Raw genomic sequence first — 22,991 nt, forward strand, 5'->3', positions numbered from 1 at the left:
TTTCATAATTTTTTTTTTTTTTTTTATCAGTTATTTTCTGATAATTTTTATTTTTTTCTGCTCTTTTATCTTTGAAATAGCCTTTTGCTTCATCCATTTCTAAAACTTGTAGATTGTAAAGAAACCCGCCAATAAAACCTGTATTATAGTAATTCATTTTTTGACTATAAGGAATCCACAAGGCTGTTTTGTTATACGCTTTTCGTAAAAGATTATTCGGGTTATTGAAACTACCGATGTACATCAACAAAATAACAGATAGAACGAAGACAGTTCCTCGTACAAGCTGAAAATGACGCCTTTTTTTAAAACTGCGATATAACCCCCAAGCAAATAAGATGATTACTAAGCCAGCAACCCCCATTAAGACAAAAAATGTCGTTGAGCCTGCCATTTCTCTCAACAAACCAAGTTCAGTAATCATTTTGATATCATCGGGATAAATGGGCTCTTGTCGATAACTCATCTTTAAATAGTCAGCTATCCCTAAAATCCCGATAATTGTTGTATACAAAATAGAACCAATCAAAACCGAACCGGCAACGCTACTTAGAAAGGCTAGAAAAACGAGTAAAACCAAACAAGCTAAAATAAACTTTTCTGTATGCCAAGAAAACGCAAATTTCAATGCTAAGTCATAGGACAAATCATTTTGGCACCATTGTAAAAACAAATTACTCAAGACAACTAAAATAATCACACCAATCGTAGTCAAACTAATTCGAATGATACTTTTTTGTTTGAGTGAAAGATCACTTATTCTTTTCTTCAATTAATTGCTCCTTCATCGTCTACTTTACAAGCTTAAACGACTAATTTAAATTTGACTCACTCTCTTATTTTAGTAGCATCAAATTTGAATGTAAAGCAGTCACTGGCTAATTAAGAAAATAAAAATAACTCGATTACACTTGTGGGTGAGCTAATAAACGCACGCGTTTGACATCTGCAATTGTTTCCAACTGGCGTTTAGCTTCTAATAAATTTTGGACATCTGTACTCTCAATGTCTATAAGTGTATAGACGTACTCCTCTTTTTGATTACGCGTCATATTACCAATTGGCAAGACATTCTCCTCTAAGATCTTAAAAACTTCAGATAAGATACCTTGTCTTTTTTGATAGAAAATTGTAAAACGATAGGGCGCACGAAAAATCATTCGCACAGTTGGAAAATTAACGGATGAACGAACTGTTCCAAATAGCAAATAGTTTCGTAGTGCCCGAATAGCTTCGCGACTGCTATCCGCTAAAGCTTCTTGTGTGGACCCACCCATATGCGGAAGCATCATGATTTTTTCATTTCCTAAAAATTCTTGTGCTGGAAAATCTGTTATGTATTTTGCCAGTTTTCCATTCTCAATAACTTGTAAAAGTGCTGTGTTATCCACAATTTCACTTCGTCCAACATTAATCAGAACAGCTTCTTCTTTCATTAAAGATAACTGTTCTTCCCCCAACAAACCGTTTGTGTCCGGTGTTGAAGGCAACATAATCACGACGAAATCAGATAAGCGTAAAATATCAGGCAAGGGTAATTGTTCTACATAGTCTAACTCATGGTCTCTTCTAGCATAGCCCAAAACTTCCATGCCTAATTCATAACAGACTCGAGCAACTTCTCTTCCAATTGAACCCAATCCCAGTAAACCAATCACCTTGCCTTGCAATTCTTGACCAACAAACGGTTTTCGATTTGCTTCTGCTTGTTCTAATAAATTTTCTCCCTCTAATTTTTGAACCATCTCGCTTGCTTTGGTAACCGGGCGAACAGACAGAAACAAACAGCTTAGGACTAATTCTTTAACTGCATTTGCATTCACACCAGGAGTATTCATCACGATCGTGCCATTTTCAGTAGCTTTTTGTACCTGAATCGTGTTGACACCCACACCAGCTCTTGAAATTGCTAGCAATTCTGGACTTATCCAGTCTTCTTCAACGACAGAGCTTCTTACGAGCAAGCCATGCGCGTTTTGTTTCTTCGTACGTTCAAAAAATGGTCCTTCTAATTGTTTCAACTGTTCCTCTGCAATCTCATCAACGAACGAAATTCGGTACATAAAAACGCCTCCTTTTTATCAGTATCTCTGATTACCGAAATTTAGACAAGAATTAACTTCTACTAACCATCCGTCGTTATTCCATTCGTTTTCTAAGCAGAACAGTTTGTCTCCTTCATAAAGAAATACAATCAACTTTCTTTCAAAAGAATCTGATTCAACAATGCTTTTGACACACCATTTTCATCATTGGTCAAAGTTTGGAGATTTGCCTCTTTAATCACTTCTTCTGGTGCATTGCCCATTGCCACACCCAGTCCAGATAATTTGATCATAGGCAAATCGTTAAAATTATCCCCAATTGCCATCGTACTTTCCAAAGGAATTTGATAGTAATCTGCCACAGTCGTTAACGCTTTTTCTTTCGATACCTCATAGTGGGTAACTTCAAGATAATTTTTCTTTGATAAATAAAACGAACTAGTTTCCAGATTTAATGTTTCACAAACTTTTTTTAATTTCTTAATTTCTGGCGTTGCCCCTATCAATAATAGTTTATGCACAGGTAGCCTTTGTTCTAAAAGTAGTTGGGTAAGACTGGCTACAATTGGTTCCAGTTTCGTGATGGCAGCTTCTTGTGCTACCCATTCATCCACTGCCTCTACATACCAGTCACTTCCTGAATATAAACTAATTGAGATGTCTTTGAATTGTTTTGTTAATAGTCCAATGAGCTGAAGCGTTTCTTCTATATTCAATTCTTGACTAAAAATTTGTTGAAATTGATCATTTTCTACCTCTCGAACAATCAAGGCACCATTGTAACAAGCCATTGGGTATTCAGTGATTTCCAATTTCTTAGCAATGGCCTGCATTCCCTTAGGTGATCTGGCAGATGCCAAGACAAAAGGAATCTTTTTAGTTTTGAGCTGTTTCAAACGAACAGCTAATTCGTCATCAATTTTGTGTTGGCTAGTTAAAATCGTTCCGTCAATATCACTCATTACTAGTTTGATTTTTTGTGTCATTTTTCTTCACCTACTAAATGATTATTTTTTCAATTTTATAATTGGCATTCCTTGCTAATAATTGAAAACTTCTTCGAAACATATTTCTCATTTTTTTTGATTTCTCCTTTTATTATAACGTTTTCCGCTATTCTTTGTATTTCTTTATTGGGACTTGTAAAATATAACTTGCTCGAAACAAAAAAGAAGTCTGAGAATTTTTAAATTCTCAGACTTCTTCAAAGCCTTTACTTCCAAAAGTCATCGAAAACTGTGATTGGTAGATGACGTTTATGTTTGGTTTTGTTCCACCAAGCTTCAAGGGTTTCTTGCGCATGTTCAGGAATTTCTTTTCCTTCTAAATAATCATCAATTTGATCATAAGTGATACCTAAAGCAACTTCATCCGCAATCAATGGTTTACCATCTTCCAAGTCAGCTGTTGGGATTTTAGTGTACAATTCGGTTGGGGCGCCTAATTCTTTTAAGAGGGTTTTTCCTTGTCGTTTATTCAAACGAAAAAGTGGCAAGATGTCCGCCCCACCATCACCAAATTTTGTAAAGAATCCTGTAATATTTTCTGCTGCATGGTCTGTCCCTAAGACGGCACCAAATTTTGCACCAGCAATGCCATATTGGGTAATCATTCGTTGACGTGCTTTGATATTGCCTTTGTTAAAATCACTGATTTCGATACCTGCTTCAACTAATGAAGAAACTTGTGCATCCACGGCTGGTTTGATATCAACACGTAAACTCACATCAGGCTGAATAAAATCCAATGCAGCTTTTGCATCTTCTTCATCCGCTTGTTCGCCATAAGGTAAGCGAACAGCAACAAATTGATAACTGTCATCCTGTGTTTCTTCACGCATTTCAGACATTGCTAATTGTGCCAGACGGCCAGCTAAAGTTGAATCTTGTCCGCCACTGATCCCTAAAACAAATGTTTTGATAAATGGATATTTTTTCAAGTAGTCTTTCAAGAAATCCACACTTCGACGAATTTCTACTTGCGCATCAATGACAGGTTTCACGCCTAATTCTTTGATGATTTCTTGTTGTAAACTCATGTTTTTTCCCCCTCAGCGATTTTACTCATGCTTCATTGTGTAGCTCAGCAACGCTTTTTTTCATTCGTTCCATAATAGACATCTTATGATTCCAGCATTCTGTTGATAGATCGACTGGATATTTTTGTGGGTTCAAATCACGTTTATACTCTTCCCATAGAGAATCCAGATTTTCACGTGCATACTCTTTGATTTCATTTAAACTTGGCAATGAATAGACTAACTTACCTTCAACGAAAATATCTTGTAACATCGGACGCGCAGAAAAATCGCGTACCGTTTTATTGATAAACGTGTGAACAGGATGGAACATGAAGATTTCTTCTTCCTTACGAGGATCTTCATTCCACAATGTGACATAGTCACCTTCAGATTTCCCATCAAAGTTCCGTGTGATACGCCAAACTTGCTTTTTCCCTGGCGTTGTTACTTTTTCTGCGTTGCTAGATAATTTGATGGTATCGATCATTTTTCCCTCTTCGTTTTCAATCGATACTAATTTGAACACCGCTCCTAATGCCGGTTGATCATAAGCTGTAATCAACTTAGTGCCAACACCCCAAACATCAATTTTAGCCTTTTGCATTTTTAAATTTAGAATTGTTGCTTCATCTAAATCGTTAGAAGCATAGATTTTTGCATCTGTAAATCCTGCCGCATCTAACTGTTCACGTACACGTTTTGAAATATATGCCATATCACCACTATCGATTCGAACACCTTGAAAATTGATTTTATCGCCCATTTCTTTTGCTACTCGAATCGCACTTGGCACACCTGACTTCAATGTATTATACGTATCAACTAAAAAGACACAGTCTTTATGTGTTTTTGCGTAAGCCATGAAGGCATCATAATCGTTTCCATAGGATTGAACCAATGAATGAGCATGCGTTCCACTCGCAGGAATACCAAAAATTTTCCCAGCACGCACATTACTTGTCGCATCGGCACCACCAATGAAGGCCGCACGTGTTCCCCAAACTGCTGCATCCAGTTCTTGCGCACGCCTTGTCCCAAACTCCAATAGTGGATCATCACCAATAACGGATTTGATTCGGGCTGCTTTCGTAGCAATCAATGTTTGAAAATTGACCATATTCAGTAGCGCTGTTTCAACCAATTGACAATGTGCTAGTGGTCCTTCTACTTGAATAAGTGGTTCATTGTTAAAGACGATTTCGCCTTCAAGCATTGAACGAACAGTTGCTTTAAATTCAAATTCTTTTAAATAAATAAGGAAGTCTTCTGGGTAGTTACCCTCTTCTCGTAAATAATCAATATCTGATTCGCTGAAAGTTAAGTTTTCTAAATACTGAACCAAACGTTCCAGACCAGCAAAGACAGCATAACCATGGTTAAAAGGCATTTCTCGAAAGTAACATTCAAAAACGGCATGTAAATCTGCGCGACCTAATTCCCAGTATGTCTGCATCATATTGATTTGGTACAAATCAGTGTGTAGCGTCAAACTGTCATCTGGGTAAATTTTATTCATCTGTTTAATACTCCTCTTGGCGATTTTTCATTTCCTAACCATTATATCAAAAAAACGAAATAGGAAAAGAAAACTTGATTTTTTTCCGAAAATATCAATTTTATATTCTTCAATCATTTTCATTTTTTCTTCTATGAATGGATTGACAGAGATACGAACATATGTTCTAATTGATTTGTAAAAGATTTCAATTTATTTTGTTATTAATTCATTTATTCGTGCACTCTATTTAGACAGTATCGATTAAGGAGGCCGGTATGCGTACAATCACACAACACTTTGAAACAGTTATTATCACTGCTTATATCGCAAAGCAAAAGATTATCGTTGAGCGCTTGGATCATAGTTATGCAGAAGGATTTGTTCAACCAACCATCACACCTGATGGCTTCTATATTGATGAGCATTTTATCCAATGGGAACAGATTTCAACGATTTGCTTAGCTGAACAATATTTTCATTTTTGGAAAGAAATTATTCAAAAATAAAAAAACTTCTCAGTTTTTTACTGAGAAGTTTTTTTATTATATATTGGCTACGTTTTGTTCGATGATCACAATATCTTTATTTGGACGTTTGAATTGGAGGCCGGCCCTTTCCAATTCTTGTTTGACTCCGACATGAACAGATACCTCTTCCCGTGCTACTTTCAAAATTCGGCGAATAGCATAGTCGATTTCTTGTTTTGTGATCTTCTTTTTCGTATTAATCATCACCAACTGGATCTTATCGTATGTATCTACATATAAAATTTGTGTACGATCTAGTGCGTAGAATTTGTAATAGTTGATTGTTTGATCTCCAAAAAAGAAATTCACTATTTTTGGGTAAAATGTCTTGATATTTAGATTACTATTGATTGGTGTTTCAACTAATTTCATCTCATCCCTCTTTTTCTTTTTACTTATAGAACATGTTCAAAAATAAACTGACCGACGCCACCTTCACTACAACTTGGTGCAATCATATGACTATTTTCTTTTACATTCCTTGCAGCGTTTTCCACAGCAACAGGCACATCAACAACAGCTAACATAGCTAAGTCATTTTCTCCGTCCCCAATACCATAGCTGGTCGCTAATGGATAGTCTGATAAATAATTGGTGATAGCACTTCCTTTTGTACTATTAGGATGCACAATTTCTAAGGTCTTTATAAATGAATGAAATACAAGTAACTCTGTTTCTTGTAAAGAAGATCGAATCACTTCATGACGCTCGTCATCTGCTTCCATCAATTCGATTTTGACCACGACTGTTTCAGGTCTTTCGGAAAGATATTTTGCAATATCTTCCGTATGTACGCAATCGTTTTCAAAATATTGTTCTTTATAATCCATGATTCGTTTACCTTGTTCTCCAAGTTTTTCTAATGATTCTCGCAGCGCACTTAGCTGTTTCGTGTATTCTTTTGTTGGGCGTATCACCACACCACGATCTGTATGAACAAAGTATAAAATTTCTTGCTTTTCTAAAATTTGAATCACTTCTTTTGTTTCTTGGTGCGTTAGGGTGCTAGTGTAACGCTCAGGCTCACCTACTTTTTTTATGCCTGCACCATTTCCAAAAATAACATCACAATCAATTAACAACTCGTCATTCATTTGCTTGACTAGGTCATATCCTCGTCCTGTGACAAAAACGAAATGATCTCCCTTTGCTTGCAGTGCTTGAATGGCTTCGCGATTAATCGATGGGATTTCTTTTCCTAGCTCTTGAAACGTACCATCAATATCTGAAAAAACAATGTTCATTGATTTCTCCTTTTCCTTTTCTTATAAAATAGTATAACATAATTTTTAATAGGATTTTGAATTTTTTCCTTGACCTTCTCGTTACGTGAGGGAGTATTCTAGCAATTGTCAGGAGGGAAAAAATGGAATATACAATTAAAAAAATAGCAGAGTTATCCGGTGTCAGTCCCCGAACATTACGTTTCTATGATGAAATTGGATTGCTTAAACCAGCTAAGATCAACTCTTCTGGTTATCGCATCTATGGTGCAAAAGAGATTGATCGGCTTCAACAGATTTTATTTTATCGCTCACTTGAGTTCAAACTTGAACAAATTCAGGAATTACTAAACCAACCAGACTTTGATCAACAACAAGCATTACGTAACCATCAGCAACTGCTATTAAAGAAACGTGCACAAATCGACGCCCTTTTGACAACTGTTCAAAAAACACTTACTAGTTACGAAGGAGGAATAACCATGTCAGACCAAGAAAAATTCGAAGGATTTAAACAACAAAAAATCAGCGAAAATGAAGAACAATTTGGACAAGAGATCCGAGAAAAATATGGCGAAAAAACAGTTGAGGAAGCCAATCAAAAATGGGCAAATATGACTGAGCAACAATTTCAAGAAATGCAGGTAATTGAAGAACAGCTTTTAACAGATTTAGCAACTTATCTTACACAGCCGGAACTAGATCAACCACTAGCGAAGGCCATTTTTGACGCGCACAAAGAATGGTTAGCATTTAGTTGGTCTACTTATACACCACAAGCTCACCAAGGCTTGGGACAAATGTATCTAGCAGATGAGCGCTTTACCGCTTATTATGATGATCGCAGTGGAAATGGTGCAACCAAAGCATTGAATGAAATCATTCAATATTATACGAATAAATAATGATTACTTTTTGATCCTTTATCCGTTCTAGGAAAAAATGAATGGATTATTTCATTCCATTCTGTTTTGATTTATCCGAAGAAAAAAACTGGGATAGCCTACTCAAGTGTCCATCAAAAGTTCCATTTGAAAATCGAACTTTTTGTGGCATCACGTAAAGCTATTCCAGTCTTTTTTATTATTTTATAACCAGATCTCTAACCACTAATCATTTTTTCTATTAGTTCGTTCCAATTACTTTCATCTTTGAATAAATTCATATGGAATCTTGATTTGTTCAGGTTTCTTTTTCAAGAATAAGTAAAATGCCATTTCCCCACACTTTTTCAAGTGATGGTCAATGGTGGAAAAGTTCAATAGCTCACTCACATACAGATTATCTCTGCCAACTAATTTAGGTGCTCTTCCTTTAGGAAATGCTTTGAGGATACCAGCTGCAACCATATCTGCATTTGTAAAAATACCGTCTACTGGATGCTCATTAAAAAAGGTCCCCGCCTTGATTCCATCTTCCAACCCAATACAGTCCCAGAAAACCATTTCTTCTTCAAAATTTGGATAGAGTTTCCGACATAATTGTAAGGTGATTTTAGAATTGAAACTGATTCGGCTACTCCTTCCTAAAGTAACACCCAATTTTTTGACACCAATTTTTTGTAAATACTCCAATGCTTCTGTAATCGACTGCTCCCGATCGATAAATACGCAACTTGACTTTTCATCTTTGATTTCTTCACAAAAAATAATAGGACCATATTTTTGATATGCCTTCAGTGTTTCTAATGAATTAGCACGTGATGTTACAACTAGGCCATCAAATCTTTTTGCTGCAAATTCTTCGAGATACGCTTTCTCACGATTTATTTGATAATTTGTTGGTAATAAAGTGACTTTATAATTGGAATCAAAGGCTGCCTCATTGATTCCGCTAATCAGCTGATCAAAGTAGGGGTGATTAGTGTAGGGCAAAATGACGCCCAAATTTTTCGTTTCCCCATAACTTAATGTTCGTGCATTTGCATTAGGAATATAATCTAGTTCCTTCATAACCGCTAAAATTTCTGCACGTTTCTTTTCATCCACATAAGGGTGTTCATTAATAACTCGAGAAATAGTCGAAACGGAATAGCCTGTCAAACGTGCAATATCTCGAATAGTTGCCACGATGTCAATCCACCTACCTTAAACGAAAAGTTTTTCTTGTAGATAGTCTATCACAGCTGGCCCACATTCATAAAATTGATACAACTTTTCTTGATAATAAAAACTAATTCGTTGTCCGCCCCAAAAGGTATCTTTGGTTAAATTGGTTAACTCGCTGATATCAATTTTTTCTATCACTGGTTTATTCAGGCCTTGAAAACTTTTTAAAACTAATTTATTTTCACGACAATCTACCAACGCGTAAAAACAAGTGCTTGATGTTCCTAAAATTTTCACATAAGTATGCATAGGTAAGCCCTCCTTCTTGATAGTTCGAGTATAATTTATGAAACGCGTCCCAGAGCAAGCAAAACGTTTTGATAACAAAAAAGAAGACAGTTGACGGATGAATTCGTCAACTGTCTTCTTTTTTATTTAGATGATTGTTCTTTATCTGTAGATACCTCATTCAATAAAAGAGAGCTGTAACCATACAGCTCTCTTTTATATATGTTAGATTACTACATCATACCGCCCATCATTGATGGATCCATCGCTGGAGCAGCAGGAGCAGCTGGTTCTGGTTTATCCGCAACAACTGCTTCAGTTGTTAATAACAACGCTGAAACGGAAGCAGCATTTTGCAATGCAGAACGTGTTACTTTCGTTGGGTCAACGATACCGGCTTCCACCATGTTTACCCATTCGCCTGTTGCTGCATTGAATCCAGTACCAAGTTCAACATTTTTCAATTTGTCAACGATTACTGAGCCTTCATATCCAGCATTTTCAGCGATTTGACGAATTGGTTCTTCTAATGCACGAACAACGATTTTAATCCCTGTTGCTACGTCACCTTGAGCTTCTACTTCAGAAACTTTACCAATGACATTCACTAATGCAGTACCACCACCAGATACCATGCCTTCTTCTACGGCAGCACGAGTAGCATTTAACGCATCCTCAATACGTAATTTCAATTCTTTTAGCTCAGTTTCAGTCGCCGCACCAACTTTGACAACTGCAACACCACCAGCTAATTTAGCTAAACGTTCTTGTAATTTTTCACGATCGAAATCAGAAGTTGTTTCAGCAATTTGGTTTTTGATCAATTGAACACGTGCATCAATTGCTGTTTTATCGCCAGAACCTTCAACGATTGTTGTATTATCTTTATCAACAACGACTTTTGAAGCATTTCCTAAGTTATCAACCGTTGCATCTTTCAATTCTAGACCTAAGTCATCAGTGATCACTGTACCACCTGTCAAAATAGCGATATCTTCAAGCATTGCTTTACGACGGTCGCCAAATCCTGGTGCTTTGACAGCAACTACATTAAATGTTCCACGAATTTTGTTCAAGACTAATGTTGGTAATGCTTCGCCATCTACATCATCTGCAATGATCAATAATGGACGAGATTGTTGTAAAATTTGTTCTAATAAAGGTAAGATATCTTGAATATTTGAGATTTTTTTATCTGTGATCAAGATATAAGGATTATCTAAAACAGCTTCCATTTTGTCATTATCAGTGACCATGTATTGTGATAAATACCCACGGTCAAATTGCATTCCTTCAACAACATCTAATTCTGTTTCGATTCCTTTTGATTCTTCAATTGTGATTACCCCGTCGTTACCGACTTTTTCCATTGCATCTGCAATCAAATGACCCACTTGTTCTGAACCAGAAGAAACAGCAGCAACTTGTGCGATTGCTTCTTTTGAATCAACAACTGTAGAAATATTGTGTAATTCTTCTACTGCTGCTTTTGTAGCTAATTCAATTCCTCGGCGAATACCTAAAGGATTAGCACCAGCAGTTACGTTTTTCAAACCTTCTCTAACGATTGCTTGTGTTAAAACAGTAGCAGTAGTTGTACCGTCACCTGCAATATCATTCGTTTTTGAAGCAACTTCAGAAACTAATTTTGCACCCATGTTTTCAAAATGATCTTCTAATTCAATTTCTTTTGCAATTGTTACCCCATCATTAGTAATCAATGGAGAACCATAAGATTTTTCTAAAACAACATTACGACCTTTTGGCCCTAAAGTAACTTTTACTGTATCAGCTAATTTATCTACGCCACGAAGCATTGCTGCGCGTGCGTCTTCTGCGAATTTCAATTCTTTTGCCATGATTGGTTTCACCTCAATAATAAATTTTATTTATCTAACTTTACTCAACGATCGCCATAATATCTTTGCCAGAAACGATCAAATATTCTTTGCCTTCAAATTTCACTTCTGTTCCGGCATACTTTTCAAACATTACTTGATCGCCTTCTTTAACAGCGGCAGGAACTTTTTCACCGTTTTCTAATAAACGGCCTTCACCAACCGCAACGATTCTACCAGTTTGTGGTTTTTCTTTTGCAGAGGAAGCTAAGACGATTCCTCCCACAGTTTTTTCTTCTTCTTTTGCGACTTCGATGATGACACGGTCACCTAATGGTTTTAACACGATAAATCCCTCCGATAACACGATTTTTAGTTCTGTTAGCACTCTTACTCATCGAGTGCTAACCTACATTTTTAATAATACTCATTCTGCTCCTTTTTTGCAAGCTTTTTAAATCAAAGAAATCTGATTTTTTATTTTCATCGGCGAACAACTTTCGTATGGTATAATTACCAATAAATCTTGACTACTAACACAGGTAAGCCATCTTTTATAAGAGCCTGCAAGGAGGAATTTTATGTCATTAAAAAAATATAGTCTACTAAGCATTTTTTGCTACGGTTTAGTTTTTGTTTCCCCTGTACTTTTGAGCATTACTGGTATTGTTACTACTTCGACTGGTTTGATTTCAGCGACAACGATCACGTATTTACTAGGAGCTTTGATTCTACTATTTCTGTATTTTAAGCAAAAAGAACCTTTAACGATAGAAGCAGATGTACCCAAAGCAAGTGTTCCTGAAATCATTTTGCTTGGATTAGGTGGTATTTTGATAGCGATCCTTTTACAAGGTGTAGCTGTCAGAATAGAAACTTTTTTATTTGGTCAAAGCGCTCCATCTGAAAATACGCAAAATATCATCCAGATGATTTTAAAAGCACCTGCCTTTATTTTAGCAACGACTATTGGTGGCCCAATTATGGAAGAACTTGTTTTTCGTCGTAGCATTCTAGGTCTTATTAGTCACTACTCTAATTTTTGGGTAGGCGCTGTAATCAGTTCTCTACTTTTTGCCGTTGCACATGCAGATGGACATCTATTAGTTTACTTTTTTTTGGGTTTCTTCTTTAGTTTATTGTATAAATCAACTGGTCGAATTTGGACTTCGATGATCACACACGTTGGTATGAATACATTAGTTATCGTTGTACAGTTGTTGATCCAAAAATAATTTTCACCTTCAATTAAAAACTGCGACAAAATCTCAAATGATTTTGTCGCAGTTTTTTTTTAGCTTAATGTTTCACCGTTCGTAGCAATAACTTCCTTATACCAATCAAACGATTTTTTCTTGCTTCTTGCCAATGTCCCATTTCCTTCGTTGTCCTTATCAACATAGATAAAGCCATAACGTTTTTTCATTTCTCCTGTTCCAGCCGAAACCAAGTCAATGAATCCCCATGGCGTATAGCCCATTAAATCAATACCGTCATATTCAACAGCGTCTTTCATTGAAGCAATATGTTCTTGTAAATACTCAATACGATAATCATCTTCAACTTGTCCGCTTTCCCCAATCACATCGATCGCGCCAAATCCATTTTCCACAATAAATAATGGTTTTTCGTAACGTTCATTGAACCAGTTCATTGCGTAGCGTAAGCCCATAGGATCAATTTGCCAACCCCAATCAGATGCTTTCACGTAAGGATTTTCTACTAAATCTGCTGCTTCATCATAATCAAAAGTTGGTGCTTTTCCATGATCTTTGATTGCAAACGACATGTAGTAACTAAAGCCAATATAGTCGACACATCCTGCCTTTAAAATACGGGCATCTTCTGCTGTTCGATCTAAGTCAAATCCTTTTCGTTTGAAGTATGCATCCATATAACTTGGGTAATGACCTTTGCAATGCACATCAGTAAACCAATAGCGTCTTTGCATTGCAACTGTTGCTGCCATCATATCATTGGGACTACATGAGTAACTATAGATTGGAACCATGGCAATCATACACCCAATTTCAAAGTTTGGATTGATTCGATGACCAATCTCCACTGCCTGCGCACTTGCTACTAATTCATAATGTGCAGCCTGATACATGATTGCTTCGCGATCTTCGCCTTCTTCATAACGAATACCAGAATTAGTAAATGGTGCGAAATCTTCATGGAAATTTGCTTGATTGTTGATTTCATTAAAGGTCATCCAGTATTTCACTTTCTCTTGATAACGAGTGAAACAAGTTTCCGCAAATCGAGTAAAAAACTCAATCATTTTTCGATTTCGCCAGCCCCCATATTTTTTCACCAAATGATACGGCATTTCAAAATGAGAAAGTGTGATAACTGGTTCAATTCCATACTTTAAACATTCATCGAATAGGTCATCATAAAATTGTAATCCTGTTTCATTTGGTTCTAATTCGTCACCTTTTGGAAAAATTCTGCTCCAAGCAATGGATGTTCGAAAACAATTCAATCCTAATTCCGCAAACAAACGCACATCTTCCTTATAGTGGTGATAAAAATCAATTGCCTCATGATTAGGATAATATTTGCCTTCAATTACACCATCTGTAATTTCTCTTGCTACACCATTTTTTCCAGCAGTCATGACATCAGCAACACTAACGCCTTTGCCTCCTTCTTGCCAACCACCTTCTAATTGATGGGCTGCTACTGCACCGCCCCATAAAAAATTTTTTCTCAATACGCTCATACGATCGACTCATTTCTTATTAATTTGTAAAATCGTTTATAAAACTTGTGACTCTTCTAATTGATCTGCTTCCTCAAAAGAAAGATTATTTTCTTGTGCATAATTCATTGCATCGATTTTCTTCACAAATGGTAGATAGATAAAGAAACCAACTGCTAAAACAAATGTTTGTAACAATGCTGCTTGCCAGCCACCTACTAAAAAGCCTGAGATAATTGGTGGTGTTGTCCATGGTACTTGTACAGCTGTGAATAACGGAACTAGTCCTGTATACAAAGCAAAGTAAGTGATCACGCCAGAAACAACTGGCGTTGCAATAAATGGAATGGCCATAATCGGGTTCATTACAATCGGTGTTGCAAAAATAATTGGTTCGTTAATGTTAAAGATAGCTGGTGCTAAAGATAAACGACCAAGTTGTTTGAACTGCGCTGATTTTGCAAAGAAAACCATGAACATCACGACACCAATTGTCATTCCAGCACCTGTTACTGTCATAAATTGATCTAAAAATTGTTGTGTAACGATATGTCCACCATTCGCAACAGTCAATGCTTTACCAGACTCAAGAATCTCTGTGTTTGCTAATGAATTTGCTTGTAAGATTGGTCCCATGATCCCGCCGACAATCGTTGAACCATGTACCCCAAAGAACCATAAGAATGGAACTAAGAAACCAAGCATCAATGCACCACCAAGTGAATCAGTTACACCTTGCATTGGGCTTTGGATTACTTCGTAAATCCATTGAATCATTGTTGTGCTGAAGACTGCATCAAAGAAAATATATACAAGCATTGCAAAAGTGATCAACACAGCTGCTGGAATCAATGCAGTAAATGAGTTAGCCACATTATCGGGCACTTGCTCAGGCAATTTGATTCGAATATCTCTTTTTAGGAACCAAGTGTAGCCCCATCCAACAAATAATCCCACCAAGATTGCACTGATCATTCCTTGACCACCAGTCCAAGCTTTATCAATTACGTTTCCAATTACAACACCAGATTCTGCATCCGTCACATCTGAACGCATTGTTAATAAAAAGATAACTAATGCAATCATTCCTGCTGGCAATCCTTCAAATCCTTCGTCTTTAACGTAAGAATAAGCAATCCCAACTACTGCAAAAATTGCCATGATCGCAAATGAAGCACCATACGCTTGATTAAAGTAAACAGCAAGACCAGAATTATTGACCCATTCTGAAACGGCTGTAACTGGGAAGTTCGCTAGTAATAGAAAAACCGAACCAACAATGGTGAAAGGCATTGTATATAACATCCCATTACGCAAAGCAGTAATAGGCTTTGTATTAACAAATTTTAAAACCGGAGGTAAAACTTTCTCATTAATCCATTCGTTCATAATACATCTCTCCTTATCCAAGTAAATTAAAAAAATCATCCAATAAAAAATAAGTGCACTTCATCCAATAAATCCTTTTCTATACTCCTTTCTTTCGCTTTGTATCCGTTTACATATATAACTATAACTAACCTTGCCAAAGAAAAAAAGAGCTCAGCCGTATGCAGGAACATGTTCCAACAAAAAAAACAGGCTAATGTGCTCTTTCCATTTCTTGACTCGCTTTTTGCGCTAACATTTCTAATAAGGTCACCACTGGGACTTGTGTCGTAAGATTCAGTGACTCCTCTTTTCCTCTTGTTTCTGGCATATAATAAGACAAATTGTAGTCTGCCAAACGAGCAATCGTTGACGTTTCGTCATTGGTAATACTCAAGACTTTCGCACCATAACGCTTAAAAGCTTCTGTTTTTTCGATCATTTCAGACGTCTCACCTGATACGGACAAAATAATCGCTAATGTACTTTCTAAACCACGAGAAGGAACTGGGGCGAATGGATCAGTGATACTATATGCATTCAATCCTAAATTGATAAAGTAGCGGCTGCCATATAATCCCAGAACACCACTTGTACCAATTCCAGAAAAAGCAACATGACGAGCTTCTACAATCATTTGTACTGCTTGTTCCAAAACGATTCGATAGCTTTCATTGTTGACTTTTTTCAAAAAAGAATCCACTTGAACAGTTGCATCATAAAATTGTTCAAACATTTGCTGCTTCGCTTGTGTCTGATAATTTTTGATTGCAAATTTCAACTCGGAAAAACCTTGTAAACCTAATTTGTTACAACAACGTAAAATCGTCGTGGTCGACACATGACACGCATCTGATAATTGACGAATCGTCATTCTTGAAACTTCCTCTAAATTGGCAATCAAATAATTATAAACAATCATTTCTAGTTCATTTAACTGCTTTATTTTTTCTGATTCAAACACTGTTTTCCCTCCCCTCATTATCTTTTAATTATAACAGAGCAATAAATATAAAAGAAAGTCTGGCACTGAATTCTTCCAGAAAAAACCAATTCTTTGACCCTACTCACATAACTTCATACAATAAAGGAAATGATAGGAGGTTTTTTGATGAAAATAGCAATTATTGGTGCAACTGGTCACGCAGGTTCATTGATTTTAAAGGAGGCCCTTGCTCGTCAGCTCGATGTTACAGCCGTTGTCAGAAATGCCAAAAAACTAACAGTAGCTGTTCCATTTATTGAAAAAGATTTATACGATTTGGCGACTGAAGACCTTGCTTCTTTTGACATTGTTATTGATGCATTCAACGCACCCGCAGGCAAGGAAGAAATGCATCAAACATCCCTTGCTCATTTAGCAAAAATTTTAACGAATACTTCGACTCGGTTACTTGTCGTTGGCGGTGCGTCTTCTCTATTTACTGACCCAGAAAAAACAACTCGGATGATTGACCAAGTACCAAAAGACGCGCCTTTTTATCCAACAGCTTTCCATATGTCACAAGCGCTTGCTCATTTAAAAAACACAAAGGGACTTCGTTGGACCTATATCAGTCCGGCTGCGTTCTTCAATCCAACTGGCGAACGAACTGGAAAATATCAATTAAATGACGACTTTCTTCACAACAATGCACATGGAGAAAGTGTTATCAGTATGGCGGACTATGCCATTGCTTTAATTGATGAGGTCTTAGCAGATAAGCATGAAAACGAGCATATTAGTGTTGTAAGTCAATAAAGTAAATAAAAAATCCCAATAGTTTAAGCAAACTGTTGGGATTTTTTATGATATTTTTGGAACAATTTGTTAGATTGAAAACAATTCCGTTGCTTGATCTGGATCCGTATCGTACACATCAAAATCAGACCCCACACCGAAATCTTTTTCTTTTAATATGTTTTCCATCGTCAAATGAGCTAGCTCTTTCAAGTTATTTTCCTTACTCAAGTGACCTAAATAAATACGTTTCGTTCGATTACCAATCACATCAGTCATCACTAATGCACCATCTTCATTTGATAAATGACCACGATCTCCTAAAATTCGTTGTTTTAAATTCCACGGATACGAACCCATCCGTAACATTTCCAAGTCATGATTACTTTCCATCAGATAACCATCTGCGTTTTCAATAACCCCACGCATATAATCACTACAGTAACCAGTATCCGTTAACATCACGAAAGAACGATTTTCTTTGTAGATACGATAAAACTGTGGCGCAGCCGCATCATGCGAAACACCAAAACTTTCAATATCGACATCTCCAAAAGTTTGGACTTTTCCCATTTCAAATAAATGTTTTTGCTCGACGGGTACATTACCGATCAACGGCGACATTGCTTCCCACGTTTTTTCATTGGCATACACGTCTAAATGGTATTTCCGTGCCAGTACACCTACACCATGAATGTGATCTCGATGTTCATGCGTCACAAGAATACCATCTAAGTCTTCAGGTTTACGATCAATTTGAGCCATCAAGGAAGTAATTTTTTTCCCGCTAAGACCTGCATCCACCAATAGTCGTTTCTTCTCACTTTCCAAATAAAGTGAGTTTCCTGAACTCCCACTCGCAAGGATACTGATTTTAAAAGCTGGTTTTTCTTGGACCATTTATTTATTACTTCCCTTCTTCACACTGTAAACTTTTTTCATTATACCTACTTTTTTAATTATCTTCCACTTTTGGAACCACATTATTTGTCACAATGGTGTTACTGAATGCATTAACGGATTCAATTTGAACACTTTTATCACTTGTTTCAATAGCCACATACCAAATTGGAACGTACACATTTTTTTCTCGAACCTTTACGATGCAAGAATAAGCAAGTTGACGCCATAAAATTTTTGAAGAACTAGGAATCTTATTATTCACATAAAGCGTTTGGATTGCTTCTTCTTCTGAATATAGATCCATTTTTTCACGTAGCTGTTCAATATTCGTTAAATGTGTTTGCGTATATTTCGTCAGTTGGTAGACACCATCATCCTTTTCCACCATAAAATTGATTTCAGCTGTGTCATCATGAAATGGAATTCCTTCATACGACTGACTCGCCTGAATCTCTAGTGAATCTCCGTCTAATGTCGAGAAATTCGTCATAAATTCATATTCATCGCCATAAAGCACATTATTTTGGCTATTCAAAAATTCCGTAATCGAATGTTTAGTTTGTTTATTGTCGATCTTGTACTTTTCGGATTCTTCAGTAGCAAACGTCTTCGTTAAAGTAGACAGCCCGTCAAAAGTGATGCCGCTACGAAGCAACCCCGTAGAATTCTTTTTTCGATGTTGTGTTAAGACCGTGCCTAAATCACTTTGTTCAGCACTTAAATAATATCCTTGCTTGCTCTCAGAAGAAATATTCCCTGAATAAGAAATATCATCACTAGCTAGACGATTTTGTATTGACTCCGTTTGATCTGATCGTATCACATTGTTTTCTTGGTTCATTGCCTCGTGATAACTGCTGAATAAAAAAATATTGAGACCTAAGAAAGCTAGGAAAAAAATCCATTCAATTTTTTTAAAGTCCACTTAGTTCGCCTCCATTTCAGCTAGTTTGTTAGACAATTCACTGGCAGAGTACCAATTCCCTTGATATTTCACATACCATTCTGGTAGCAAATCTACGACTCGGTTTGTTTCTTTGATATTTTGCCACGTATAACCAATGATGACCGATTCAAGTTCTTCTTTTTCCACACCATGGGTAACCAATTGTTGAATCACTTCAGCTGTGCTAGCCAATTCTACTGATTCATCTGAAGGGATAGGTACTTGAATCGCATTTAAACTAGTCTGAATGTTCACTTGCGCTTTTTCACTGGCTTCATCATTAATCGTTATCCCAACTTTTCCTTTACTATCCGTACCAAATACTGGGAAGCCTTCAACAAAAATCCGATAATCGATTTGGTTATCTGTGCGATCAAAATAATGAAGATTTCCTAAGCTACTACCAATTTTACTGATGTATGGAAAACTTTTTGAATAAATATTTCCATTAGCATTTGTATCAGACAATTCTCCTCGAAAATCGACAACTTGACTAGCAGAATGAATTGTCATTGTTTCATTCCCACCATAAAAAATCAATTCGCTACTTTCATCATTGTTTTTTACTTCATCAGGTGACTGGAAGAAAGCATTTCGAAAAAGTGTATAAGGTTGTTGCGATAGAATGTAACTGTATTTTTTTAACTTGATTGGTGATTCTGTATCATATTGTTGAGCAATCACAGATGCTTTTTTAGACATTTTAGTCCATTTATTTTCATCGAAAGATAACTCTTTTTCAATATCCTCCCAATTTAGAGAGATATTGGCTTCATAGATTGTTTGATGAACAAAGTCCAAGAAACGGATTTTTTTATTTTTTTCATCAAACTGGATACAAGTAAATGAAATCATCTCCGCATCATTGGATAGACTACTTATGTCTAAGTTCAATCCAAATGCTTGGATGTATTCTTGTAACAAAAAAGGAGCAAGATAAGTTAACTCAAAACCTTCCGAAAGTTCCTTTTTCTGATCGAATTCAGTTTTATTTCCTGTAACCACTGCTGCAAGTTTGCCAAAACGAGCTTTACCGATGACTGTTTGTAAACGCGAAACTAAGTTCTCACTATTGGTTTCTCGAATATTCTCTCCTTGGACCCACGTCACATGGAGTGGCAAAAAAATTTCTGAAGATTTTCGATTAGCCTGTGATTCAGTCATCACTTGCGTACTTGTTTCATCCACATTCACTGTTTCTTTTCCAGCAGGACTTAGCCAGATAACATAGGAGAAATATAAACTCAGTGCAACCATCAAAACTAGTCCAATCCGGATGATTTTTCCTGAAATTTTCATTCCCACCAGTCCTCCTCGTATGGTTCATAGGGTAGCGAAATATAGAAAGTCGAACCTTGTCCTTCTTTACTTTCTGCCCAAATGGCTCCTCGATGTGCTTTAACTACTTCACGTGAAATTGCTAAACCAAGACCTGTGCCACCTTGCGCACGTGCTCGAGCTTTGTCTACACGATAAAAGCGTTCAAATACTCGATTCAAATCTTTTTTAGGGATGCCTAGTCCTTGGTCAGTTACACTTAAAATGACATTGTTATGTGTTTCTAATAAGCGACAAGTGATTGTTCCTCCATCAGGAGAATATTTAATGGCATTATTCATAATATTATCGATTACTTGGATAATTTTATCGGTATCCACTTCGACCCAGAGATCTCGTTGAGTAAATTCACGGCGAATCGCATATTTCTTTTCTTGATTGCCAACCATCATGTCGAAACGATCGAGGACGAAATTGATTAGCTCATTAAAATTGACATATTCTAATTGTAGTTGTGTATTCCCCGTATCCATTCGAGAAAGATTCAATAAGTCATTGATCATCCGAATCATACGGTCTGTTTCATCTAAAGTTACCTTCAAGAAATTCGGAGCAATCTCTTCATCTTGCCATGCACCTTCGCTCAACGCTTCAATATAGCTACGCATACTTGTTAATGGTGTGCGCAGTTCATGTGATACGTTGGAAACAAATTCGCGACGTTCACGTTCTGTTTTTTCTTGCTCTGTTACATCATGCAATACAGCAACCAAGCCACTAATAAAGCCTGATTCACGACGAATCATCGAAAAGTCAACGCGTAAAATCATCTGGTCGCTTTCGGTAGAACCTGTTGAGCGGTCAAGAACCATCTCATCTGGGTTTTCTAACAATTTACGTAATGTATACTCTTCTTCGATATCAAGTAATGTCAAAATAGACTGACCAATCGCCTCTTCATTTTTAATATCTAACAATGATAAAGCCATATCGTTAATCGTGATAACTTTTCCTCGACGATCGGTGGCAATAACCCCATCCGTCATATGGGAAAGGACACTGTCCAATCGATTTCGTTCAGCTTCCATCGTGTCTTGCGCTTCTTCGATTCGTTCAGCTAACTGGTTAAATGTGTCTGCCAATTGTCCCAACTCATCTTGTCCGTGAACTTTGACTTTTCGACTATAGTCACCTCGCGCAATCCGGATAGCTTGTTCACGCATTTCGCCAATTGGTTGTGTAATTGAACGAGCAACCAAAACCGACACAATCATCGAGATGAATGCCGCAATCAGCGAAGCCGTGAAAAAGATAATCGCTGTGTTGCTAATTTCTGAATACTTTTGCTCAATATCACTTTTGACGTAAAGAGCCCCGATGACGGCATCGCCGGTCGGGGACAGAATAGGCTGAACATTAATATTTACCCGTTTGTCATCTGAATCAAGTGCGACATAACGTTTAGTAGTAAAATCATCAACGGCTACATAATCATTTTTTTTACCGATAGAACTTTGTTCACTTACATCTGTTGTCCCCCGAATAATCCCTTTTTCATCAACCACACGAATTTCGATAATATCGCTTGAAGCACTATTTTCGATAAAACGCTTGATATTCGCATTGACCTCATCTGGATCTGCCGTATCTTTTCGACTAAGTTCAGGACTAATCGTTGAAGCTAATGAGACAACTGTCTGATTCATATCTTTGATAAACGTGTTGATCGTGGAGCGCTCCAAACCACGTATAAAATACGCACCAATAATTTCAATCGAAATCAATAAAATCAAAATGAATGTAATCGCGATTTTAAAATTGACTGATCGAAAAAAGCGGACCTTTTTCTTCATTGATTACTCCTGTTCTGGGTTACGCAAGTAGTAACCAACACCACGACGTGTAACTAGATAGTTCGGGTGACTTGGATTGTCTTCGATTTTTTCACGTAAGCGACGCACCGTAACATCAACTGTTCGTACATCACCGAAATAATCATAACCCCAAACAGTCTGTAATAAGTGTTCACGTGTCATTACTTGTCCAATATGTTTTGCCAAATAGAAAAGCAATTCAAACTCGCGATGTGTTAGTTCAATTGTTTCCCCACGTTTTGTTACCATATAAGCATCTGGGTGAATAGTTAAATCACCGATGGTCAATTCAGATGGTGTCACCTCTTCGACTTCTTTTGCAGCTGCTGCACCACGACGTAAATTTGCTTTGACACGAGCAACCAACTCTCGATTCGAAAACGGTTTCGTCACATAGTCATCTGCGCCAAGCTCTAATCCTAAAACTTTATCAATTTCAGAATCTTTTGCAGTTACCATGATGATTGGCATGTCATAAGTTTTACGAACTTCTCGCGCTACTTCTAGTCCGTCCATTTTGGGTAACATCAAATCTAATAAAATCAAATCAGGAACTACCTCTTCGACTTTTTCTAAGGCTTCTTCGCCATCGTACGCAGTATAAACATCGTAACCTTCTTTTGTTAAATTAAACTTAACGATATCCGAAATCGGCTTTTCGTCATCGACAACTAAAATTTTCTTCATAAAGAGCCACCTCTTTTTTAT

The 22,991-nt window shown here is 36.8% G+C and carries 22 protein-coding genes and 1 pseudogene; 4 read left to right on the forward strand and 19 right to left on the reverse strand.

The window, feature by feature from the left end:
• The 5 genes and pseudogenes from DOK81_RS08990 to DOK81_RS09010 form a co-directional block, all read right to left on the reverse strand.
• A pseudogene (locus DOK81_RS08990) lies at positions 1–772 on the reverse strand (LTA synthase family protein); the annotation flags it as partial.
• Positions 773–905: 133 nt separating this feature from the next.
• A complete protein-coding gene (locus tag DOK81_RS08995; RefSeq protein ID WP_206910183.1) occupies positions 906–2,063 on the reverse strand; it encodes an NAD(P)-dependent oxidoreductase in 1,158 nt (385 codons plus the stop codon).
• A gap of 131 nt (positions 2,064–2,194) precedes the next feature.
• Positions 2,195–3,031, reverse strand: a complete 837-nt coding sequence (locus DOK81_RS09000) for a Cof-type HAD-IIB family hydrolase (protein WP_206910185.1) — start codon at positions 3,029–3,031, stop codon at positions 2,195–2,197.
• A 227-nt stretch (positions 3,032–3,258) separates the two neighbouring features.
• Positions 3,259–4,083, reverse strand: coding sequence for an ammonia-dependent NAD(+) synthetase (gene nadE / locus DOK81_RS09005; protein WP_206910186.1), 825 nt, complete (start codon positions 4,081–4,083; stop codon positions 3,259–3,261).
• Positions 4,084–4,108: 25 nt separating this feature from the next.
• Positions 4,109–5,581 (reverse strand): nicotinate phosphoribosyltransferase, encoded by a 1,473-nt coding sequence (locus DOK81_RS09010; RefSeq protein WP_206910187.1) that lies wholly within the window; start codon positions 5,579–5,581, stop codon positions 4,109–4,111.
• Between the two features lie 257 nt (positions 5,582–5,838).
• Here DOK81_RS09010 and DOK81_RS09015 point away from each other — a divergent pair, with 257 nt between their 5' ends.
• The gene (locus tag DOK81_RS09015) at positions 5,839–6,069 is read left to right on the forward strand and encodes a hypothetical protein (RefSeq protein ID WP_206910188.1); all 231 of its coding nucleotides are present in this window, start codon (positions 5,839–5,841) and stop codon (positions 6,067–6,069) included.
• A gap of 36 nt (positions 6,070–6,105) precedes the next feature.
• Here DOK81_RS09015 and DOK81_RS09020 read toward each other — a convergent pair whose 3' ends face one another.
• Together DOK81_RS09020 and DOK81_RS09025 are read right to left on the reverse strand one after the other, a co-directional pair.
• On the reverse strand, positions 6,106–6,462 hold the full coding sequence (locus DOK81_RS09020) for a DUF1827 family protein (RefSeq protein ID WP_206910189.1): 357 nt from the start codon (positions 6,460–6,462) through the stop codon (positions 6,106–6,108).
• A gap of 23 nt (positions 6,463–6,485) precedes the next feature.
• Positions 6,486–7,334, reverse strand: coding sequence for an HAD-IIB family hydrolase (locus DOK81_RS09025; protein ID WP_206910190.1), 849 nt, complete (start codon positions 7,332–7,334; stop codon positions 6,486–6,488).
• A 122-nt stretch (positions 7,335–7,456) separates the two neighbouring features.
• Between DOK81_RS09025 and DOK81_RS09030 the strand changes: the two genes are divergently transcribed.
• Entirely contained in the window at positions 7,457–8,218 is a 762-nt protein-coding gene (locus DOK81_RS09030; protein WP_206910191.1) for a MerR family transcriptional regulator, read from the forward strand.
• Between the two features lie 240 nt (positions 8,219–8,458).
• On the opposite strand, the gene DOK81_RS09035 is transcribed toward DOK81_RS09030, so the two are convergent.
• The 4 genes from DOK81_RS09035 to groES all read right to left on the reverse strand — a co-directional run bounded on the left by DOK81_RS09035 (position 8,459) and on the right by groES (position 11,833).
• Positions 8,459–9,382 carry a LacI family DNA-binding transcriptional regulator gene (locus tag DOK81_RS09035; protein WP_206910193.1) on the reverse strand — a complete coding sequence of 308 codons (924 nt, stop codon included), beginning with the start codon at positions 9,380–9,382 and terminating at the stop codon, positions 8,459–8,461.
• Between the two features lie 18 nt (positions 9,383–9,400).
• Positions 9,401–9,670 carry a hypothetical protein gene (locus DOK81_RS09040; RefSeq protein WP_206910195.1) on the reverse strand — a complete coding sequence of 90 codons (270 nt, stop codon included), beginning with the start codon at positions 9,668–9,670 and terminating at the stop codon, positions 9,401–9,403.
• Between the two features lie 212 nt (positions 9,671–9,882).
• Positions 9,883–11,508, reverse strand: a complete 1,626-nt coding sequence (groL, locus tag DOK81_RS09045) for a chaperonin GroEL (protein ID WP_206910197.1) — start codon at positions 11,506–11,508, stop codon at positions 9,883–9,885.
• Between the two features lie 40 nt (positions 11,509–11,548).
• Positions 11,549–11,833: a co-chaperone GroES gene (gene groES / locus DOK81_RS09050; RefSeq protein ID WP_071869115.1), complete on the reverse strand. Its 285-nt coding sequence runs from the start codon at positions 11,831–11,833 to the stop codon at positions 11,549–11,551.
• A gap of 235 nt (positions 11,834–12,068) precedes the next feature.
• Here groES and DOK81_RS09055 point away from each other — a divergent pair, with 235 nt between their 5' ends.
• Positions 12,069–12,722, forward strand: coding sequence for a CPBP family intramembrane glutamic endopeptidase (locus DOK81_RS09055; RefSeq protein WP_206910198.1), 654 nt, complete (start codon positions 12,069–12,071; stop codon positions 12,720–12,722).
• Between the two features lie 59 nt (positions 12,723–12,781).
• Here the strand turns inward: DOK81_RS09055 and DOK81_RS09060 are convergent, their stop codons facing one another.
• The 3 genes from DOK81_RS09060 to DOK81_RS09070 all read right to left on the reverse strand — a co-directional run bounded on the left by DOK81_RS09060 (position 12,782) and on the right by DOK81_RS09070 (position 16,526).
• Positions 12,782–14,215 carry a 6-phospho-beta-glucosidase gene (locus DOK81_RS09060; RefSeq protein ID WP_206910199.1) on the reverse strand — a complete coding sequence of 478 codons (1,434 nt, stop codon included), beginning with the start codon at positions 14,213–14,215 and terminating at the stop codon, positions 12,782–12,784.
• A 36-nt stretch (positions 14,216–14,251) separates the two neighbouring features.
• Positions 14,252–15,583, reverse strand: coding sequence for a PTS sugar transporter subunit IIC (locus DOK81_RS09065; RefSeq protein WP_206910200.1), 1,332 nt, complete (start codon positions 15,581–15,583; stop codon positions 14,252–14,254).
• A 193-nt stretch (positions 15,584–15,776) separates the two neighbouring features.
• A complete protein-coding gene (locus DOK81_RS09070; protein WP_206910201.1) occupies positions 15,777–16,526 on the reverse strand; it encodes a MurR/RpiR family transcriptional regulator in 750 nt (249 codons plus the stop codon).
• 147 nt (positions 16,527–16,673) lie between these two features.
• On the opposite strand from DOK81_RS09070, the gene DOK81_RS09075 reads away from it, so the two are divergent.
• Positions 16,674–17,303 (forward strand): NAD(P)H-binding protein, encoded by a 630-nt coding sequence (locus DOK81_RS09075; protein WP_206910202.1) that lies wholly within the window; start codon positions 16,674–16,676, stop codon positions 17,301–17,303.
• Positions 17,304–17,372: 69 nt separating this feature from the next.
• Here the strand turns inward: DOK81_RS09075 and DOK81_RS09080 are convergent, their stop codons facing one another.
• Genes DOK81_RS09080 through yycF form a run of 5 tightly spaced genes read right to left on the reverse strand, consistent with a single transcriptional unit; the run spans position 17,373 to position 22,970 of the window.
• Positions 17,373–18,182 carry an MBL fold metallo-hydrolase gene (locus DOK81_RS09080; RefSeq protein WP_206910203.1) on the reverse strand — a complete coding sequence of 270 codons (810 nt, stop codon included), beginning with the start codon at positions 18,180–18,182 and terminating at the stop codon, positions 17,373–17,375.
• 55 nt (positions 18,183–18,237) lie between these two features.
• Positions 18,238–19,110, reverse strand: a complete 873-nt coding sequence (locus DOK81_RS09085) for a two-component system regulatory protein YycI (protein WP_206910204.1) — start codon at positions 19,108–19,110, stop codon at positions 18,238–18,240.
• Positions 19,111–20,430, reverse strand: coding sequence for a two-component system activity regulator YycH (yycH, locus tag DOK81_RS09090; protein WP_206910206.1), 1,320 nt, complete (start codon positions 20,428–20,430; stop codon positions 19,111–19,113).
• Positions 20,427–22,262 (reverse strand): cell wall metabolism sensor histidine kinase WalK, encoded by a 1,836-nt coding sequence (walK, locus tag DOK81_RS09095; protein WP_206897612.1) that lies wholly within the window; start codon positions 22,260–22,262, stop codon positions 20,427–20,429. The genes yycH and walK overlap by 4 nt, the downstream gene beginning before the upstream one ends.
• 3 nt (positions 22,263–22,265) lie before the next feature.
• Positions 22,266–22,970, reverse strand: coding sequence for a response regulator YycF (gene yycF, locus DOK81_RS09100; RefSeq protein WP_067482900.1), 705 nt, complete (start codon positions 22,968–22,970; stop codon positions 22,266–22,268).
• Positions 22,971–22,991 lie beyond the last annotated feature (21 nt).

Source organism: Enterococcus sp. DIV0660C (assembly GCF_017316125.1).
Lineage (GTDB): Bacteria > Bacillota > Bacilli > Lactobacillales > Enterococcaceae > Enterococcus_B.

What these genes read in the sequence shown, in the direction of transcription:
- DOK81_RS09025 (WP_206910190.1), bottom strand. Translation starts at nt 7,334, where the DNA reads ATGAACATTGTTTTTTCAGATATTGATGGTACGTTTCAAGAGCTAGGA.
- DOK81_RS09010 (WP_206910187.1), bottom strand. Translation starts at nt 5,581, where the DNA reads ATGAATAAAATTTACCCAGATGACAGTTTGACGCTACACACTGATTTG.
- DOK81_RS09060 (WP_206910199.1), bottom strand. Translation starts at nt 14,215, where the DNA reads ATGAGCGTATTGAGAAAAAATTTTTTATGGGGCGGTGCAGTAGCAGCC.
- DOK81_RS09030 (WP_206910191.1), top strand. Translation starts at nt 7,457, where the DNA reads ATGGAATATACAATTAAAAAAATAGCAGAGTTATCCGGTGTCAGTCCC.
- DOK81_RS09015 (WP_206910188.1), top strand. Translation starts at nt 5,839, where the DNA reads ATGCGTACAATCACACAACACTTTGAAACAGTTATTATCACTGCTTAT.
- groL (WP_206910197.1), bottom strand. Translation starts at nt 11,508, where the DNA reads ATGGCAAAAGAATTGAAATTCGCAGAAGACGCACGCGCAGCAATGCTT.
- DOK81_RS08995 (WP_206910183.1), bottom strand. Translation starts at nt 2,063, where the DNA reads ATGTACCGAATTTCGTTCGTTGATGAGATTGCAGAGGAACAGTTGAAA.
- walK (WP_206897612.1), bottom strand. Translation starts at nt 22,262, where the DNA reads ATGAAGAAAAAGGTCCGCTTTTTTCGATCAGTCAATTTTAAAATCGCG.
- DOK81_RS09055 (WP_206910198.1), top strand. Translation starts at nt 12,069, where the DNA reads ATGTCATTAAAAAAATATAGTCTACTAAGCATTTTTTGCTACGGTTTA.
- DOK81_RS09080 (WP_206910203.1), bottom strand. Translation starts at nt 18,182, where the DNA reads ATGGTCCAAGAAAAACCAGCTTTTAAAATCAGTATCCTTGCGAGTGGG.
- DOK81_RS09065 (WP_206910200.1), bottom strand. Translation starts at nt 15,583, where the DNA reads ATGAACGAATGGATTAATGAGAAAGTTTTACCTCCGGTTTTAAAATTT.
- DOK81_RS09040 (WP_206910195.1), bottom strand. Translation starts at nt 9,670, where the DNA reads ATGCATACTTATGTGAAAATTTTAGGAACATCAAGCACTTGTTTTTAC.
- DOK81_RS09020 (WP_206910189.1), bottom strand. Translation starts at nt 6,462, where the DNA reads ATGAAATTAGTTGAAACACCAATCAATAGTAATCTAAATATCAAGACA.
- yycH (WP_206910206.1), bottom strand. Translation starts at nt 20,430, where the DNA reads ATGAAAATTTCAGGAAAAATCATCCGGATTGGACTAGTTTTGATGGTT.
- DOK81_RS09000 (WP_206910185.1), bottom strand. Translation starts at nt 3,031, where the DNA reads ATGACACAAAAAATCAAACTAGTAATGAGTGATATTGACGGAACGATT.
- yycF (WP_067482900.1), bottom strand. Translation starts at nt 22,970, where the DNA reads ATGAAGAAAATTTTAGTTGTCGATGACGAAAAGCCGATTTCGGATATC.
- DOK81_RS09075 (WP_206910202.1), top strand. Translation starts at nt 16,674, where the DNA reads ATGAAAATAGCAATTATTGGTGCAACTGGTCACGCAGGTTCATTGATT.
- nadE (WP_206910186.1), bottom strand. Translation starts at nt 4,083, where the DNA reads ATGAGTTTACAACAAGAAATCATCAAAGAATTAGGCGTGAAACCTGTC.